This window comes from Sporocytophaga sp., from assembly GCF_017745095.1.
Classification (GTDB): domain Bacteria; phylum Bacteroidota; class Bacteroidia; order Cytophagales; family Cytophagaceae; genus Sporocytophaga.
The window spans coordinates 39,345-56,021 of the sequence record NZ_JAGHZZ010000023.1 but is presented as its reverse complement, the minus strand read 5'-3'; the positions used below and the strand labels follow the sequence as shown (position 1 = coordinate 56,021).

Sequence of the window (16,677 nt, the reverse complement as noted above, 5' to 3'; positions counted from 1 at the left end):
CTCTAAAAATTATATTCTTAATTAGATCCTTGTACAGCCTTTTTACAAACTGTCATTGTATAGTTAGGTACTTCAATCTCTACCTTTGTGTATATTTTATTGTTATTTGAATCAACAGTCACTGCATCGGCAGTGAAGAGATTCAATGAACATTCATTGCCAGTGCAAGATGACACATCAGTGACCGGTTGTATGTTGGTAAAATAATTCACTGTATTGAAATCAAGTGCAGTAGAAGCGCTACCTGTTTTCCTGATATTAATACTGACCTTATTGCTTGTTGAATAAGTCAACTCCCCCATCAGGATACCATTAGCATTTACAGAACTTTTCCATTTAGGTGCGATGGAAGTTAATGTAATGGCCGGATCTCCGTTTGCATCAAGCGCGTTAATGTTAAGTAGCTTTCTCAAAGGATATTCATAATACTTTATCATTGCTGAGCTTGACAAATTAACATCCGTTGAAGAAACGAGCTGAGCAGTTTTATCATTAATAACCTGCTTGTTCAGCATATTGAGGAAGCCGACTATATTTTTGCTTGCTCCTGTAACCTGGCAGTTTGGGGCAATTATACATGGCGTTAACGAAGTATTTTCTACCTCCCCGTTTATTTCAAATGATGCCTTCTGATAACCACTTTGTAATTCGGGAGCAATTCTGTCAATACTTGCTAATAAAGAATTATCGGAAGTTTTGTAATAACCGGTGTAGTATACAGTCATTTTAAAATGTGTAGCATCTGTTGGGTTTAGACAGCAGATTTTAAGTTTGTTAAAATCTACCACCATTCCAGAAGGTAATGTGCTGAAGTTAAGAGTAATTTTAATTGTCTTGGTCGGTGGCGTAAAAGTATTATCAGCAGAGGAAGATAGTTCTCCTGTCAGAATTCTTGTCGCTTCATCATACGTTCCTGTCCATCTTATTGCAGGAATTGTGGAGCCAATCTTAAACTCCCTTATAAGTGTACCTCCGAGCATTAATAAACTTGTTGATGGAGGGCAGGCTACTACTATAGGAGAAGTATTTTTTAATATCTTCTTTCTTTGAGCCTGTATAATAAAATCCTGGATATCCGAAGCAATGGGGCATAATCCACAATCCTCATAACGTTGTCTTGCAACCGCATCATTAATCTGGTTAATGTAAAGCTCCTCGTCTTCCTGACAATTAACTACCATATCTACATCAGTATTTGTTTCAGGATCATGAACTTTCCTAATACATCTACCTTGCTGCAACTCTGCTCCAAGAGGGTATACTTTCTGATAAAATTTTCTTATTCTGTCTCCATAGAATCTGGATCTCCAAACAAAGCAGGTTTGTTTGCTGTCAAAATATGGTATTGAATAATAAGTATCTTTCACTTCCACCTGGCTCTCTGTGCAATTGCGCCAAACCCACCAACCGCTACAGTTCCTTTGCGTTTCAATGCGACTGGAAGTATATTCCCTGAATTGAAAGAATGGTGAAGCCTCGTCTGTAGATGTAAAATCAGGATCCCCGATACAGCCATTATAATATCCACCTTCTATAGCTTTTGCAGTAGCGAGACTTCTTAACACTTTCTGGCGCTCTGTTAGATATAAAGACTTGAACATGTTCCAGGCAGCTCCTGTAGTCATCAGATTTGATGGACAGCTAGGGCCCGGGCAGGTAACAGTCGAAACAGGGCATCCTACTCCAAGGTTTGCAACTTGCACCATTGAGAGTGATGTATTACCTCCTACAACTTTATAATTATTGAAAAGTAGTTTGAAATGCTTTTTCAGGATTGCATTACCCGCAAATAAGGGATCATTGTCAACTATGCTGACAGTTCCGTCAGAGTTCACGAATTGATGATTTGTATCATCTGAAATATTTTCAGAAGTAACAAGCTTATATTCAAACTCATTAATAGTATTTTGTCCAGTACATTCTACAAAGTATTTGTATTCCGGATGATATACAACCAGATAATTGGCGAAATGAGGTTTCCAGTAATTTTCGAAGATGGCAATATCTTTTAAGTACTTCACAGGAATTTTATACTCTCCTATTTCTTCATTCACTGTTACCAGTGCAGAAGCTCCATCAGGAATAAATTCAGGGAAGTAAGTATTTCCGGATTTGATAACCTTAGCATACACAAGCTTGCCATCAGTTCCGTAATAATTAGTCTCTTCATATTCAGCTGTATTTAAATTGACTTCATCCTTAAAAATAGATTGATTGTAATCTGCCTCCGCATTAGGATATCCATCAATTATAATTCTTATTGGTTTGTGCCAATCAGCTCTTGAAATTTTGGTTCCATCCGTTAAAGTAATAGGAACAACAGAAAGAATATTATCAGGATTGAAAACTGACAACTTGAACTTAGATACATTGATATCTGTAATAGGAGTACCCATCATATTCCCTTCCGGATCATTGTTTAATGGGACATCATATTCAGATTCTGTTATATCTCCTTTATTGACAAAGTCGTCAGATTGAATACTGGGTGCTTTAGGAGACTCAAGATTTTTTTCCCTGATTTCAGCATATTGACCACCTATCGAAAGATCTGCAAGCATACCGTTAAGAGCAGAGACACAAGCTATATTGCTTCTGCAAAGGTCATAACACTTAGACCTCATTCCTTCTTTCTCCGATTCAGTAAGTTTTGGAGTTGTTACGCCATCTCTTCTGGAATCAATGTTGGTAATCAATGTCTCTACATTGTTCTGACACGTTTCGCATGAGTATCCACAACCTGAAAGGTCAGCAATATCGATAGAATCTTTAATGTAATCTCCAACCGGAATTACACATGTATAAGCTGAATTACTTAAATACTGGCTAAGGTAATCATTTAACTTAGCTTCATTGATTTTAATCTTTTTTGTTAATGTATACTCACCTGCATTAAGTACTTTCGTAATAGTGGTATTTCCAGTCTGGATTGCCCCATTTCCAAACTGATAGGTACTCGATAATGGCTGAAGAAATATCCTTTCTCCACAACTTTGTAGTTCTATTTCAGCATCCAGTACTGCAGACAAATTAATATCTTGTACAGCATTTTCAGATTTATTTGTACACTTGATAATGTATGGTTTTGCTGAAAAGTTATAAGAGAATACATAACTTGTATTGTTTTCACTCACTACAAGTTTCTTAAGGTAGCTTTTAGACCTTTTATCTTCTGACAGAATATTTGAAATAGTTGAAAGAAGTTGAGAATTAATATGTCTTCCCTTTGGCCCTTCCAAACCTTTAACATTTTCAGGGCTTCCACCAGCTAGTGCTGTAGCAATAACTTTTCCGTCCATATCCAGATAAGAAACGCTTACCTGACCATTCGGATCAACAACTACATTTTTCTTATAGTGTGCATTATTACCTACCTGTGTCCCAAAAAGTCTGGTTAACTCCTCCTGATCAGGTGTACCATACAAGTATTTTGTCTCATGACCAGACTTGATCTGATGAGCATCACCTACTCCTGATTGTGCAGCAATTCTTCCGGTATTGTCATTGGTGTATTTAGTCTGAGTATAGGGATATTTTTTGGCATCCGGAATCAGACCTTTATTTATAATATTAATCCCTTTATTTCCTGACGTTTCAAACGAGTTGGAAGGAGAATAATAATGAGAAGCCCCTGAACCCTCATCAAGAGTTGGAGAGTCAACATCACAACCTGCCCCTTCTGTGGCAATATCATAGCTGGATTTTGTTACAGGTAAAGGAGCTCCGTTTTCATCTTCTATCTTGTTGAATTGAGGATGATAATATAAATTATTGGCGCCCTTGTCCGGAACCGGCAATATCTGAATAGCAGGCCGTCCGTTATAATCGTAGAATGTTTCTCCTACAATTGCTCTTTCATCAGTATTGACACGGGTAACTGCCTGTCTGTTTCTCGAAGAACCGTCGTGATAACTTAATACAACCTTGCTCTTTCCCTCTTCAGCAAAACTAACAGATGATTGCCAGTTCATACTTTGTTCAAGACCCGAGAATTCGTAATAATGATCAGTAGAAATTCCCGCCACACTTGTTGAATTCTCTTCAAGAGTCCATTTACCTTTTACGGTTACCAATCCTCCATTTGCAATGTTTCTTCCTATAGGTCTGACTCTGTAAAAAATCAAACCTTTCTCATATATTAATGGAATTTTAAATGAATTTGATTTTAATTCCACTCTAGAGCTATTGGTTCTGAAAAGAAGATTATCTCTTAATTGAATTTGAGCAAGAGGTAAGGTATTATTTATATTTTCCGGATCCTGATTAGAGATATATGTCCATTCTAGTTCATAACTTTCTGCATTATTTAATGCGTTCCATGAAACAAGAAGGCTACCTTCTGTATTGACAAACTGATCGTCTTTTAAAATTCCTGTCACTGCCTGAGAATAAGACATATTTTCAAACACTTCTGTCTCAACTCTGAATTGTAGCTTAATATCTTCAAAGCCTGTAGCTGGTATGTTTACATTTGTGATACGGCCAGAGATCTTCAATGCATTCTCAAGTCTTTCCAAAGCAATCGGTGCAAAATGAGCTGCACTCATATCTATTTTCAGAACCGAAATTTTATGACGGTCAACTAGAACATTGTTTTCCTCTACTGTATAAGTAAGATCAACAGTAACTTCTGCAGTTCCATTAGTAGGAACAGTATTGGAAGTTAGAGGATAATACAGCTGAACAACACCAAAAGCCTTATTTACGAAAAATGTCCTGCTTGCCGGATCTGAAATCGTATTTTGAACAAGAGCAAAATTTTGGTATTCTTCTCCCAGATTATTTGTGGGCGAAACATTCATATCCGATTTGGAATAATCTGTTTTATCCACAAATTCCTTGGCGAATACTGTATTGATCGATAATAAAAATGCTAGATAAATAATTATCCTGATCATAAAATAATTTTATTTATTTTTAAAAATTTTACTCTGGTTATTTCTGGACTCTTTAATGGTCATGACGCCTCTTTCAGTTTCTTTTTTGACCCTGATAAGTATACCTTCATCATCATATTCATAAAAAGTGGCATAATTGTTTTCATCAAGTTCTGCTACCAATTTTTGTGTTGAAGGATCATAAACAAAAGATTTCATATTGCTTTTAAAAGGATGAACCCGTATGTCATCAAAGAATGCATTATTTCCTTCACTTTCATTGACCAGTTCTATCTGAATATTTTTTGCATCTGAAGGTACAATAAAAGATTGCTCAACTCTTTGCCATCCGTCTATGATTGGGCCAGAGGGACGGAAAAGAGGAAATTCATCAACTTCTCCATTATTAAATGTGATCTTGATTCCTGTGTTAAGAAATGTATTGGTTACATCTGTTAAAGGCTCTTTTACCCATGCAGATAATAAATATTTCTGATCCGGTAATGGGGAAAAAGAAGTTATACATTCCGAGCATGATACTGGAGTACAGGATGAATAGCTTTTAGAGATTGTTAATTGAAGATCATTTGACTTAACAACATTGGATGGTGTACCATCTGCACCTAGGCCTTCTACGGAAAAGTTGGTGATTGCTATTTGATTTGTATATTGACTACCATTAGGAATTTTATAAAACAATCCAAGTTCAAGTTTATTATAGCCCAATAATTCCGAATTGATACTAACCTGATTACCTGAAATAGTAATTGAATTGTTAACAAGAGTTCTTACGTTATTATCATCTACCTTATAAAGGACTCCCGTTGCATCAGGAACTAAATCAAATGCACCAATAGAAAGCTTATCTATGATGAGCGTAAATTGATTCATTTTTTCCGGACCTGCATTTTCAATGACATAATTTACCATTATGTTCTCACCAAGTCTTACTGAAGAATTACCATTGTTCTGTCCACCACATGCAAGGAATGCCCCTCCTTTCAACACGAAAGATCCGGCATTATTCCATGTCTGCAAATAAGACTCTAGGTTTGGATCATTCTCTGTAACAGAAGATATATAGCCAGCATCCAGCCTTGGTAATTTGGCTTGTGCCTTAACTTTTGCAAGAATATAAAAATATACTGCTGTACCACAGGTATTATTAAGCTTAACATTGTTAATCACCAAATTCTTTTTATTCAGTGGTAAAGGTGCTTTGCTGACAACAAAACCTTGTCCGACTAAAGTACTATTGGTCCAGTTTGCATAGGGCTTGAAATCAGACAAATCCGGATCGCTGTCTGTACCAATGTAGAATTTAAGAGCCTCATTGGTAAAAGACATTTTAGAATTTAATGAATAGATAATATTATTAAAGTTATATGTACCTGGTAAATTCCCATTGGCAGCATAAAGGCCTATTCTCACATAACCTTCTTCCCCTGAGTTAAATACAGCGTCAGCAAGATAGGAATCAGATATGTTTTTTGAGAGCGTGCATCCAGGTGTTATGGTTACGCTTGATGGGTAAGACGTTAATGTTTGATCTGTATATCCTATTTCAAACTTATTATCAAATCCGCAGGAAGATGGGAGATCATCATCTTCATAATACACCACAAAGTCATTAGCTGACTGTGCTGCTAAAGGCATTCCCTCTACAATTATATATTCAAGACTTTGGTTAAGGTTTAAAATTCTATTGTTGGAATTGATAGTACTATACAATGTTGAGCTTTCTGCAGATTGACCGCACACCTTATATTTCACTATAAAACTTGCAGGGATTGGGGTTGTGTATTGGTTAAAGAAATCAATATGTTTAACTTTTGTATTCTTCCTCATATTAACTCTAATTCCCCTAGAAGACGAGCTTGTAAGGTAAGTGCCATTAGTCTCTATTACGATGTAATTATCAGGATATGTTTTTGAGCAATAATCTTTACAAGTACTGTAATTTATACTTCTAAAGTAATGGGACAATGATTGTTTGTATGTGCCGGGAGTATATGTGATTTGTCCATAGGTGTCATATATTTTAGAAGCAAATCGTTTGATAAGGCCACAGCTGGTTTGTTCTTGTAGTTGCTTTAAGGGATCATTTTCTCTGATGTTAACCGCAACCTGATGAGCAGCGTCCAATGTTGCACTATTATGTGGTCTCATATAGATCATGAAGCGATAATAATTACCTCCACCCGAGTTGTCTAACTCGAAAATAAGACTGTCACCTACAACATTTGCAGATATTTGTTCACCATGCTGATAGCCATAAATATCTGAAATAAATGACTGGTCATAATATCTTCTGACTGTGATAAAATCAAAATCTGTTTTATCATAATACATGGCAAACCGTATCTTATTCACGAAATACACATTACTTACTGACATGTCATAGTAAAAAGGTTTATCTACCGTTCCTTGATTATGTGACAGTTCGATTGAAGGCTGACGATCTCCTGTTGTTCCTTTTGGAATAGTCACAATCGTTTTTGCTTGTAGAGCATCTTCAAATGGACTGTTGGCAGGTGATATTAATTTTGCCTTCAGATCAAAAAGAATATCTCTGGATAAAGTATTTGAACAATCTTCGTTCAGATAATTATTTCTGATATTGAATATTGGAATATTTATTGAGTTCCAACCTGTAGTTATTGTCAATAATTCCACGTTAAAAATGATCTCGTGATTATTTCCAGATTGGATATCAGAAACTTTTGTCATTCTTACTTGCTCTGTACCGGCAGTAATATTAGTACTAAATCCACCTGAACCAGGAAAGCAAAATTCATGAGGTATAGTAAGTTTCAAAACATAGTCTTTGTATAGATCAATGTTATATTTCATACTTACACTAAGCTTAGTGCTTACTACATATTGTTCAAAAGGATAATTTCTTGTTGAAGCAACCTTAACCTCATTATGTTCCAATCCTCCCTGCGCAAATACGCTAGAACAAAATAACAACAATAGAAATGGAATAATTTTTTTCATAAAAGCAACATATATCTGTATTGCATTATTATTTATCTATATGTAATATTTGAATCAGTCATTTATTGAGCTGAAGTCGGATTACATGGATCTATGATTTTATTAATCTTTTTAGAAGATTTAGGTGGCACCTGAATTGCTGACCTTCCAGTATGCGATTCTGTATGAGTTATCGTCGGATTTTGTGACCTCCAGCTAAAGTGATCATCATTACAGTCTCCATAGTCATAGTCTTCAAATCCATCAAATGCACTCTCCTGATACCTTGAATTATTGGAAGTAGCTGTTGGTAGATTTCTTCCATACCCGAACTGCGCCATGGAGTATCTGTCCAATGCATCCTTATTCTCTATCTCCATTCCAATCTGGTTATAGTTTTCAATTTGAACGACAGATTGCCATTTAGTTGCAGCAATATTATTCACTTTATCGAACTTGCTGCCTGCGTAGGTCCAGAATGGAATGAAGGTATCGGAAAAATAACCATCTCTTTTGATATCAACATTATTATTAACGTTTGCCTGATATCTCTCGGTAAGATAAGTCCATGCTTTATAAGACCTGAGACTACCTCGTTTGCCAAGAACAAACGGATTTCCTTCTGCAACCTGTTTATCATCCAAACAATTACAAAACGCCTTCCAAATAAACTTGAACTCTGTTGCTCCTGCATTGATAACTCTGCTGAACTGGAGGCGGACATTATTAGCCAATGGATCATCCATACATGAAATTGAACCAATAGGAGTCATAGCTACATTCCGCAAACCGGATCTAATGATTTTTATCCTTGTTATACCGGTGATTTCATTACCGTCTTTGTCGATTATAATCTTTTTGCCTGTTGTAACGTATCTGTTATTGTCATAATACCCGAGTTTATACCCACCAGATGATTCACAAAGAAGCTCATCTCCATCATTCAGAAAGGCTGTTTTAAAGTTATCTAATGTAAAGTTCCCTCCGCTCCTATAAATGATGCCTTCATTATTATAAGCCAGTTTCATTTCATCATAAGCCCAGTATCCTGGGTAATTAAAGGTCCAGATAGGATCATGGAATTCATTATCGACTTTTGTCAACAAAACTTCTCCTGTTTCCTTATCCCATGCAAGATTCTCTGTAGTAATGGTCTGGCCATTATCCATTGCTATAGTCTTCTCCAGAATACCGATTCTATTGATAACTTTTGTAGTTACCACTGACTTGAATTCTGTCGATTCCAGGTTCCATGTAGGCATTGGTATTACTCCAACTATCGGTATTACCGGGAAAATCCCTTTGACATTAAAATCAAGACCTCCACCTGCTGTAACCGACTTGTAGTATTTAGTATCATGAACAATATCAACATCCACACCTAACTGAGTATTGATAGATTCATTTTCTATAGCAAGATTGGTAGGATTAATATATCGAACAGAATTACTTAAACTTCCATCCGTATTCTTTTTATATCTATACTCCACATATGAAATTGGCTGAACATCCGTTTCATTTCCTGCAACTTCAGGCATGACTTTCTTCGATTTCTCCTTACCATGCATATCATTCAACTCTACCTTATATCCCTGGCTACATGTAACGATATCAGTTGCTCCTACTTTAAGGAAGTTAAGGATCAGATTTGGTTTATCTCTCTTATGTTTAAGTTCTGTTCTTTCTGTTATGGTAGGAAAATCTTTGGCAGTGTAGAATTCCTGCTCTACAAAACCAGTGCCATTACCTTCCAACTCTTCTACATCATAATTACCTGACAAAACTTTAACTGGGGTTGTTACTACTTTTGTATAACCAACAGTAGGAGACGGGAAAAACATTTCTCCAAATGGTTCTTCTAAATAAAACTCTCTGGATGGAGCTAATGGCAGCTTTTGTATACTGAATACAGGAAGTCTGAATGGATTTTCATCATTTCCTACCATAGGTTCATAAGATGCCACCCCTGAACTAATTGGTCTCTTGGTTGGCTTGCCATTCTCGTCAAGCACATTTGACAGTTCGTTGGTAACATAGTCATACTTCTGCCCATAATATGCCACCTCTTTATTTCCGTTTGAAGTTGTTTCTTTGTAAGCCCCCATCATATTCCAGTTATCAGACATAATAACTGCTTTCACGCGATGGCCACCACCTAGTTTTTTCTTGTCAACATCGTTAAGTCTCACAAAAGATTTGTTGGATTCAATTGTGTTACTGTTACCTTTCGCTTCCATGACTGAAGCAAATCCGGCAAAGAAAGAAAGGATATTGTCTGCCTGTGCAATCATCGTTTTAATGACCTGCATAACACCATTTGTTTCTGCATCACCAAGCCCTTTCAATTCTCTTCCAAGGTTCATCTTCGCAAACATCCATCCGTTTCTGACTATCGGATTAATGTTCCTGGAGTTTGAGCCTTTGGTCTTATCTGGAATCAATTGAATAATTGCTGTTGTGTATTTATTTCCACCTAAAGGATTTTTTGCTATACTTCCGGAAATATTAATTTCTGTATAGCCGGGTACATACTCAAATTTATCTTGTACCAGAGGATTTGGGTCATTGATTACGTTTAGTTTTGCCTTATAATACATCAAATTGATACCGTCCAGATATTCTTTTCGAAGTATTTCATTGGCATGATTTGCATCCCTGGCAGTGAACCCTTCTCCAAGATCTACATGCAAAAACATCTTTCCTGCAAGCCCTCCGTCTGTTATATCAAATAGTGTATTATTAGGTGCTGATGAGTTTGTTCTGCTAAAGCCTATAATTTTGAACATCCTCATAGCTCGTTTGTCCTGAACGTAAGCATAGTCATCACTTTCGTAATGCACTTGGATTGTTCCCCCTGTAGGTGTATATATTTTGGTAAGCGAATAGGCTGCACATTGTTTGTCCTGGAGTGTCGTGTCCTGATCTGTATAAGGAAAAGCTTCGTTACCAAATGTTCCTGCCAACTCGCTTTGTGCTTTATAGTTACCCCATCTATCATATTCCTTCAGGTTATAGGCAGGATTATAATCAGAATAATCAAAAGCATATGGATTTAAAACTCCCTTTCCTGAAAGGCCGTATGTAAACCAAACTTTCTTCAAGGTCAGCTTGCCTTCTCCCTCTTCCAGAGTTGCAGAGCTATTTGGTGTTTTGGGACAAAGTGTATAATCATATTTAAAATGCACAGTTTTAACCGGTTCTTTAGAACCGTTAAGTTTATCTGCTTTTGAGAAAAGATCTATTTTGTCAAGTTTGTAAAGTGTATTTTCAGTAGATGTGCTCAATCCTCCGCTTGAAGATTTTACGCCTCTTCCGTCTTTTCTAGGGGACAAATGAAATTCAGCTACGTGAGTTCTTGTTTCTATCGAATGCAGATACCAAACCTCTTTTTTACCATATAGGTAGTTAGCTTTATCATCATTATCTTTAGTTTCAAGACCGTCAGTGAAAGAGGCCATATTTTCCTGATAAGGAGTTCTCCATTGGAAATTCTGAGAAGTTCTTACATAATTAAATTTAGTATAATTACCAAGGTCACCGTCTGATGGACCTGGGATATTGTCACTATCTACATAGTCACTAGAAAGAATACATGTCAGCAAATAAGATGTAGCATGTGCTCCTGTAGTAACTTTATTATAGCTTCTGTCAATCCCGCTGGTATTACCAGTACTTGCCTCAGTTGATGAATATTCTACCAGATTTTTTTTAATTGCGTTTGATTTAGGATCTGCCTTAGTAGTAGCATCTACAGCGAATGTAACCTCTTCCTGATAGTTATTGTAAACGGGGATACCATAGCAGTATCTCGAGCCTCCATTATCTGTAACTCTTATCTCTGTGATATGATGCCCTTTCCTGTATTGATCAATCCTGTCCAGATTGTCTCCTACATAAGTTATGACATTATCCTTTCTTGAATAACTGTTTGAAGAGGTATTAGTATTTACATCAAATTCATTGAGATGATGATTACGAATAGGCATCAGCGAATATTTGTTGAATGCTTCACCTGCAGTAATGTAAGTAAACTGGTTGTTACGTTTGCGTCTTACCTGTCTTTTGTTATTTTGTCCTAAAGAAGCATTTCCTATATTGGGTTTCTTCTTGTCAAACATACTACCATCTAGCATTCCATCATTTGAAATAAGATTATATCCCAATGTGCTTGAACCTTTCTGGACATTATTCAAAAAGTCCCCATCTGTTTCTGGCGCTGTTTCACCTATCTTTTTAAAATAAACCATTTCTCTGGCTGTATTATAATCAGCAGTAGGATCGTTAAAATTTTGAAACTGACCATTTGACCAACGCGAACTTACCGTACCAACATGGCTGTATTTAACATCCACATTTACCTTCATGGAAGGGGTCGAACCTGATCCAAAACCAACTCCAAGTTCCCCTACATGATTTTCTTCAATGTTAATCGGATCACCAACGTTACCAACATCGCCACGGAATAATCTGTAAGATCCACCTACACCCTGGCCGGATACACTGAATATATCATAAGTATAATTGGTCAGTGCAAGGTTTTTAGTTGCATCATTAAATCCTCCTCCATCTTTCTCTCTGTTGAAATCGTGCATCGCATCATCGCTTTGGCCATCTAGTCCGGAATACATGTATCCATAAGCTGGATTCTTCTTTGATGTACTCTTTAAAAACTGACCAGAATAGTATCCCCCAATACCAAGTAGACCCTGCTCAACAGCCTCATTACTCAATTCAAAACTAAGGTTAAGTGTAGCATTAGTATTGATAAGATCATGACTTACAGAAGGAGTATAAGTGGGGAACGCAAATCCCATAAAGGAGTCGTGCCCACCTGATCTTTCTGTTGCTTTACCTGCTTTGTCTTTTCCTGTATAGGAATAAGATGTAGATAGGGACATTCCTTTTAAGCCTTCCCTTGTGCTGTAAGGGAAACTCAGGTTAGCACCAAATCCTGTCTCGCTCCTTCCATTGTCTTGTCTGGGCCCAAGACCTACACTAGGCGTTATGCTAGCACCATCTTCTGAACTCATATTAAAATCAACTCCAAGCCCAACTTTGTATTTGGATTTGCTGCTTAATGGTAAATCAATCGAAGGCCTTATGCCCATCCCAAAACCAAATCCGTTATAGTTGTTATAAAACAAATTCATTGACTGAGTAAGTCCTACTTTAAATCCCCATGCTTCAAGCTTCGCAGGATTAAATGAAAAATTAAGACCAAAAGTCTGATTTGGTTTGACATTGTAAACAGTTTCAACCTCGTCACCAGCAAAATCATCTGGCAAGCCCCTCACGTTTCTATTTATCGCACCAACATTTACATTCCAACCAAGTCCTACCCAGCTTGCTTCAGCATCAGGTGTTATCCCTGCTGCGTAATTCAGATTGATCGGATATCCCCCAACATCCATTAATGGAATATTATAACTAAAGTCCCCTGTAAACGGATCAACCATGTTGTCCATACCAGCGGGAGCAAATTGTTGAGTCTCCGGTTGTGAAGGTCCTGACGTTAAAGCCAAAGCTCTATATGGCAAGGCTCCTGTTATAAAATTGAACAGGAAAAATATCGAAATCGGACGTTTATATTTTCTTATTGTAGCCAGCATTGTCGCTATAATTTTATTTCAGGTAATGATTGATATTGCTTTTCTGAAAGATCTATTCTTAAGTCTCTTTTAAATCCCAGGATGTCTCCTTTCAAGCCTGCTGTCAGGCTTTTAAATGAAATGTTTGCTGGAATCAATACTGATAAGTGATGTGGCTGTCCCATTAATGTTGATGGAAAAATTTCAACTATAGAATTTTGAATCGTATCAGTTCCGTCCTTTACAAAAAAGAGATTATCTTTCAGTGAATTGTAAAAATGCTCTTTATTAAAAGAATCATTAACTGAGGGATTTTTATAGAGTATTTCAATATTTATGTAGTGATATCCACTTTTAGTTTTTATATTCTTTTCATATGAATCTAATGAAGTATCGACATTTTCTCTAGTGCTCATCGCCACATCAAGGACTGCTGGTTGATACCATATTACAGCATCATATGCAGTATTCTTCATTATATCATAAGTAATTCCCTTTTGTTTCCTAAGCCAATTCTTATACTCTGGAATAGTAAGAGATGCTGACGTGTGCCAAGTAGTGCTGTCAATTATTCTGACTTCTGAATTAAAGGGATCTTCCTGAACAGCAACTTTAGGAGAATTCCTTTTTTCACAAGAGAATAGTACAACAACTAAGGCCACCCACACAAAAAACTTTAATGGATGAAGCATTTATTAATTATTTAATTAAAGCATAACATTCCTGCGCAGGAGGATTAAAAATTACATCCCATTTGCAGTATAATTGAACAATCTAAAAACTCAAAAAGCTAAATAATTCAGTTTTATCAATCCACTTCTAAAAATCACAAGTCAACACAAAAAGCTTTTGAATAATTACTTCGTTAAAAATTATAAGACAATATTAGAGGAATTCTTCAAGACAAAAAATAACCTATTTGTTGAACTTTAAATTTACATGTGTCATAAATTATAAAAAAAATAAAATGATTTTTTATTTAATAAACTACAGTACAAATAATTAATTTATAATTACTCTAATTTTTAACACAGATAAAGATGTAATAAATGAGTAAAAAGTAAACAAAAAAGTTATTCACATCAAAAAAAGTGGTCTTGGCCCTTTTATTTAATTAATTTAATTCTTGTAAAAAGAACATCTATTAAATATTGATTTATTACGTTTTCATTACTTCAACAAATCATTCTTCTAAAACTTTATCAATTTAAAATCTGTCATATTTATTACATTCAAGGTATACACTTACAAAGTATAAAACATCAGTAATTATACTATCAGTACTTTCATCCGAATAATATAGATCATTCAAGCGTTTTTGTTATCCTGAATTATATAAAAGTCTTTCCAATGTTAAAAAGGTAAGAATCATATTTACATAATTTACCACAATGGTTATTAAGAATAATATCATAACAGTTAAGAAACCTCCCCTCTTTAGTTTTGCAGAATGTCTTTGGTTTCTGGACAGAAATTATGATGACTGTGCTCACACAGTGAAGCAGGACGCAGTATGGAAGGCTTTACAATTGGGAGAAGAGAATTATCTTCTCAAGATTTATGAAAAGGATAAAACGATAAAAATTGAAGTAGTTGTTGGGCCAGCAAGTGCAAAAAGTAAAAAGCTTATTGAATCTTTTGTAGTTGAATGGTTTGACCTTAATAACAACCTTGAGCCATTTTATAAGGCACTCAGAAAAGACAAGCAATTATCTTATATGTATAAAGACTTTTACGGTCTTCGTCTTATGGGCATTACTGACCTCTTTGAATCTCTTTGCTGGTGTATCATTGGCCAGCAGATCAATCTTTCTTTTGCGTACAAATTAAAACGAAGATTGGTAGAACGATTTGGAATAAAGTTAGAATATGAAGGGTCATTATTTTATATTTTTCCTGATTTCAAGGCACTTGCACAAGCCTCTGCTGAAGAATTAAAAGCAATGCAATTCTCTTCTGCTAAAGCTGCGTATTTAATAAACACCGCCCAAGCATTTTCTGATGGGCTATTGAGTAAAAGTATTCTCCAATCATTGCCTGATGAAGAAAGCAGACATAAGCTTCTTACAAGCTTTCGTGGTATAGGCACATGGACAGCCAATTATGTCCTTATGAAAACAATAAGAGATCCGAACAGCATTCCGCATGGAGATGCAGGATTGCTTAAAGCTCTTATAAATCATGATATTATAGAGGATAAAAAGGACACCCAAAAGATTAAACTCTTTTTTGAAAGATATAAAAACATGGAAAGTTATATCGTTATTTATTTATGGAGAAGTTTGGCTATCCATTAAATTCCGCAAGATTCAGATTGAAATATGCCAATTAATATTTCATCTTTGATATTCTTTTATAAAGCAGATTCAACATATGGACAACAATAAATTTGATTTTGACAGAATAGCAAAAGCAATTGATTTCATCTCAAAAAATATAAAAGCCCAGCCTTCCCTGGAAGAGGTTGCAGAAATAGTTCATTTAAGTCCGTATCATTTTCAACGTATGTTTACAGAATGGGCGGGTGTAAGCCCTAAAAAGTTTTTGCAGTTTCTGACAATTGGATACGCTAAAAAAGTACTTGAAACTTCAGCTTCAAAAAATCTTGCAGAAACTGCCGAGCAAGCGGGCTTGTCAACAACCAGCCGCTTACACGATCTCTTTGTAAACATAGAAGGAATGACTCCAGGAGAATATAAAAACGGAGGTGAAAACCTTAAGATCAGATATAGTTTAAGAAATAGCCAATTTGGGAATTATTTAATTGCTTCTACAGGTAAAGGGATTAGTAATCTATATTTCTTTGACGGTGAAGAAAAAAGTGTGATAGAAGACTTGAAAGTTTCATGGATGAAGGCCGATATTAAAGAAGGAACCGATGAAGATCAAGCCAAGGTAGCACGCTTTTTTGCTAATGATTTTACTGATGCAGAAAAAATAAAGCTTCATTTAAAAGGGACAGAGTTTCAAATCAAAGTTTGGGAGGCACTACTAAAAATACCTCAGGGAGTCCTTACCTCTTACGGACAAATTGCAGGAAGTATGAACCAAACCAACGCTTCAAGAGCAGTAGGAACAGCTATCGGAAGTAATCCGGTAGGTTTTATAATTCCATGTCATAGGGTAATTAAGAGTGTTGGCGGCATTGGTGAATTCCGCTGGGGTAGTCATAGGAAAAAAGCTATGATTGGATGGGAGGCTAGTCAATTGAATACTGATAACTATTAAATTTG

General features: G+C 35.9%; 6 protein-coding genes. 2 read left to right on the top strand and 4 right to left on the bottom strand.

The annotated features are described in order from the left end of the window. Positions 1-17: 17 nt before the first annotated feature. From J7604_RS22740 to J7604_RS22725, 4 genes are all read right to left on the bottom strand, one after another. Positions 18-4,898 (bottom strand): hypothetical protein, encoded by a 4,881-nt coding sequence (locus J7604_RS22740; RefSeq protein WP_293901386.1) that lies wholly within the window; start codon positions 4,896-4,898, stop codon positions 18-20. 9 nt (positions 4,899-4,907) lie between these two features. Beyond that, positions 4,908-7,877 (bottom strand): hypothetical protein, encoded by a 2,970-nt coding sequence (locus J7604_RS22735; RefSeq protein ID WP_293901383.1) that lies wholly within the window; start codon positions 7,875-7,877, stop codon positions 4,908-4,910. Between the two features lie 62 nt (positions 7,878-7,939). Beyond that, complete coding sequence (locus J7604_RS22730; RefSeq protein WP_293901380.1) at positions 7,940-13,465, bottom strand: hypothetical protein; 5,526 nt, start codon at positions 13,463-13,465, stop codon at positions 7,940-7,942. A gap of 5 nt (positions 13,466-13,470) precedes the next feature. Further along, positions 13,471-14,136 (bottom strand): hypothetical protein, encoded by a 666-nt coding sequence (locus J7604_RS22725; RefSeq protein ID WP_293901377.1) that lies wholly within the window; start codon positions 14,134-14,136, stop codon positions 13,471-13,473. A 699-nt stretch (positions 14,137-14,835) separates the two neighbouring features. Here J7604_RS22725 and J7604_RS22720 point away from each other — a divergent pair. Continuing rightward, complete coding sequence (locus J7604_RS22720) at positions 14,836-15,741, top strand: DNA glycosylase (RefSeq protein ID WP_293901374.1); 906 nt, start codon at positions 14,836-14,838, stop codon at positions 15,739-15,741. A 76-nt stretch (positions 15,742-15,817) separates the two neighbouring features. After that, complete coding sequence (locus tag J7604_RS22715; RefSeq protein WP_293901371.1) at positions 15,818-16,672, top strand: methylated-DNA--[protein]-cysteine S-methyltransferase; 855 nt, start codon at positions 15,818-15,820, stop codon at positions 16,670-16,672. Positions 16,673-16,677: the final 5 nt, after the last annotated feature.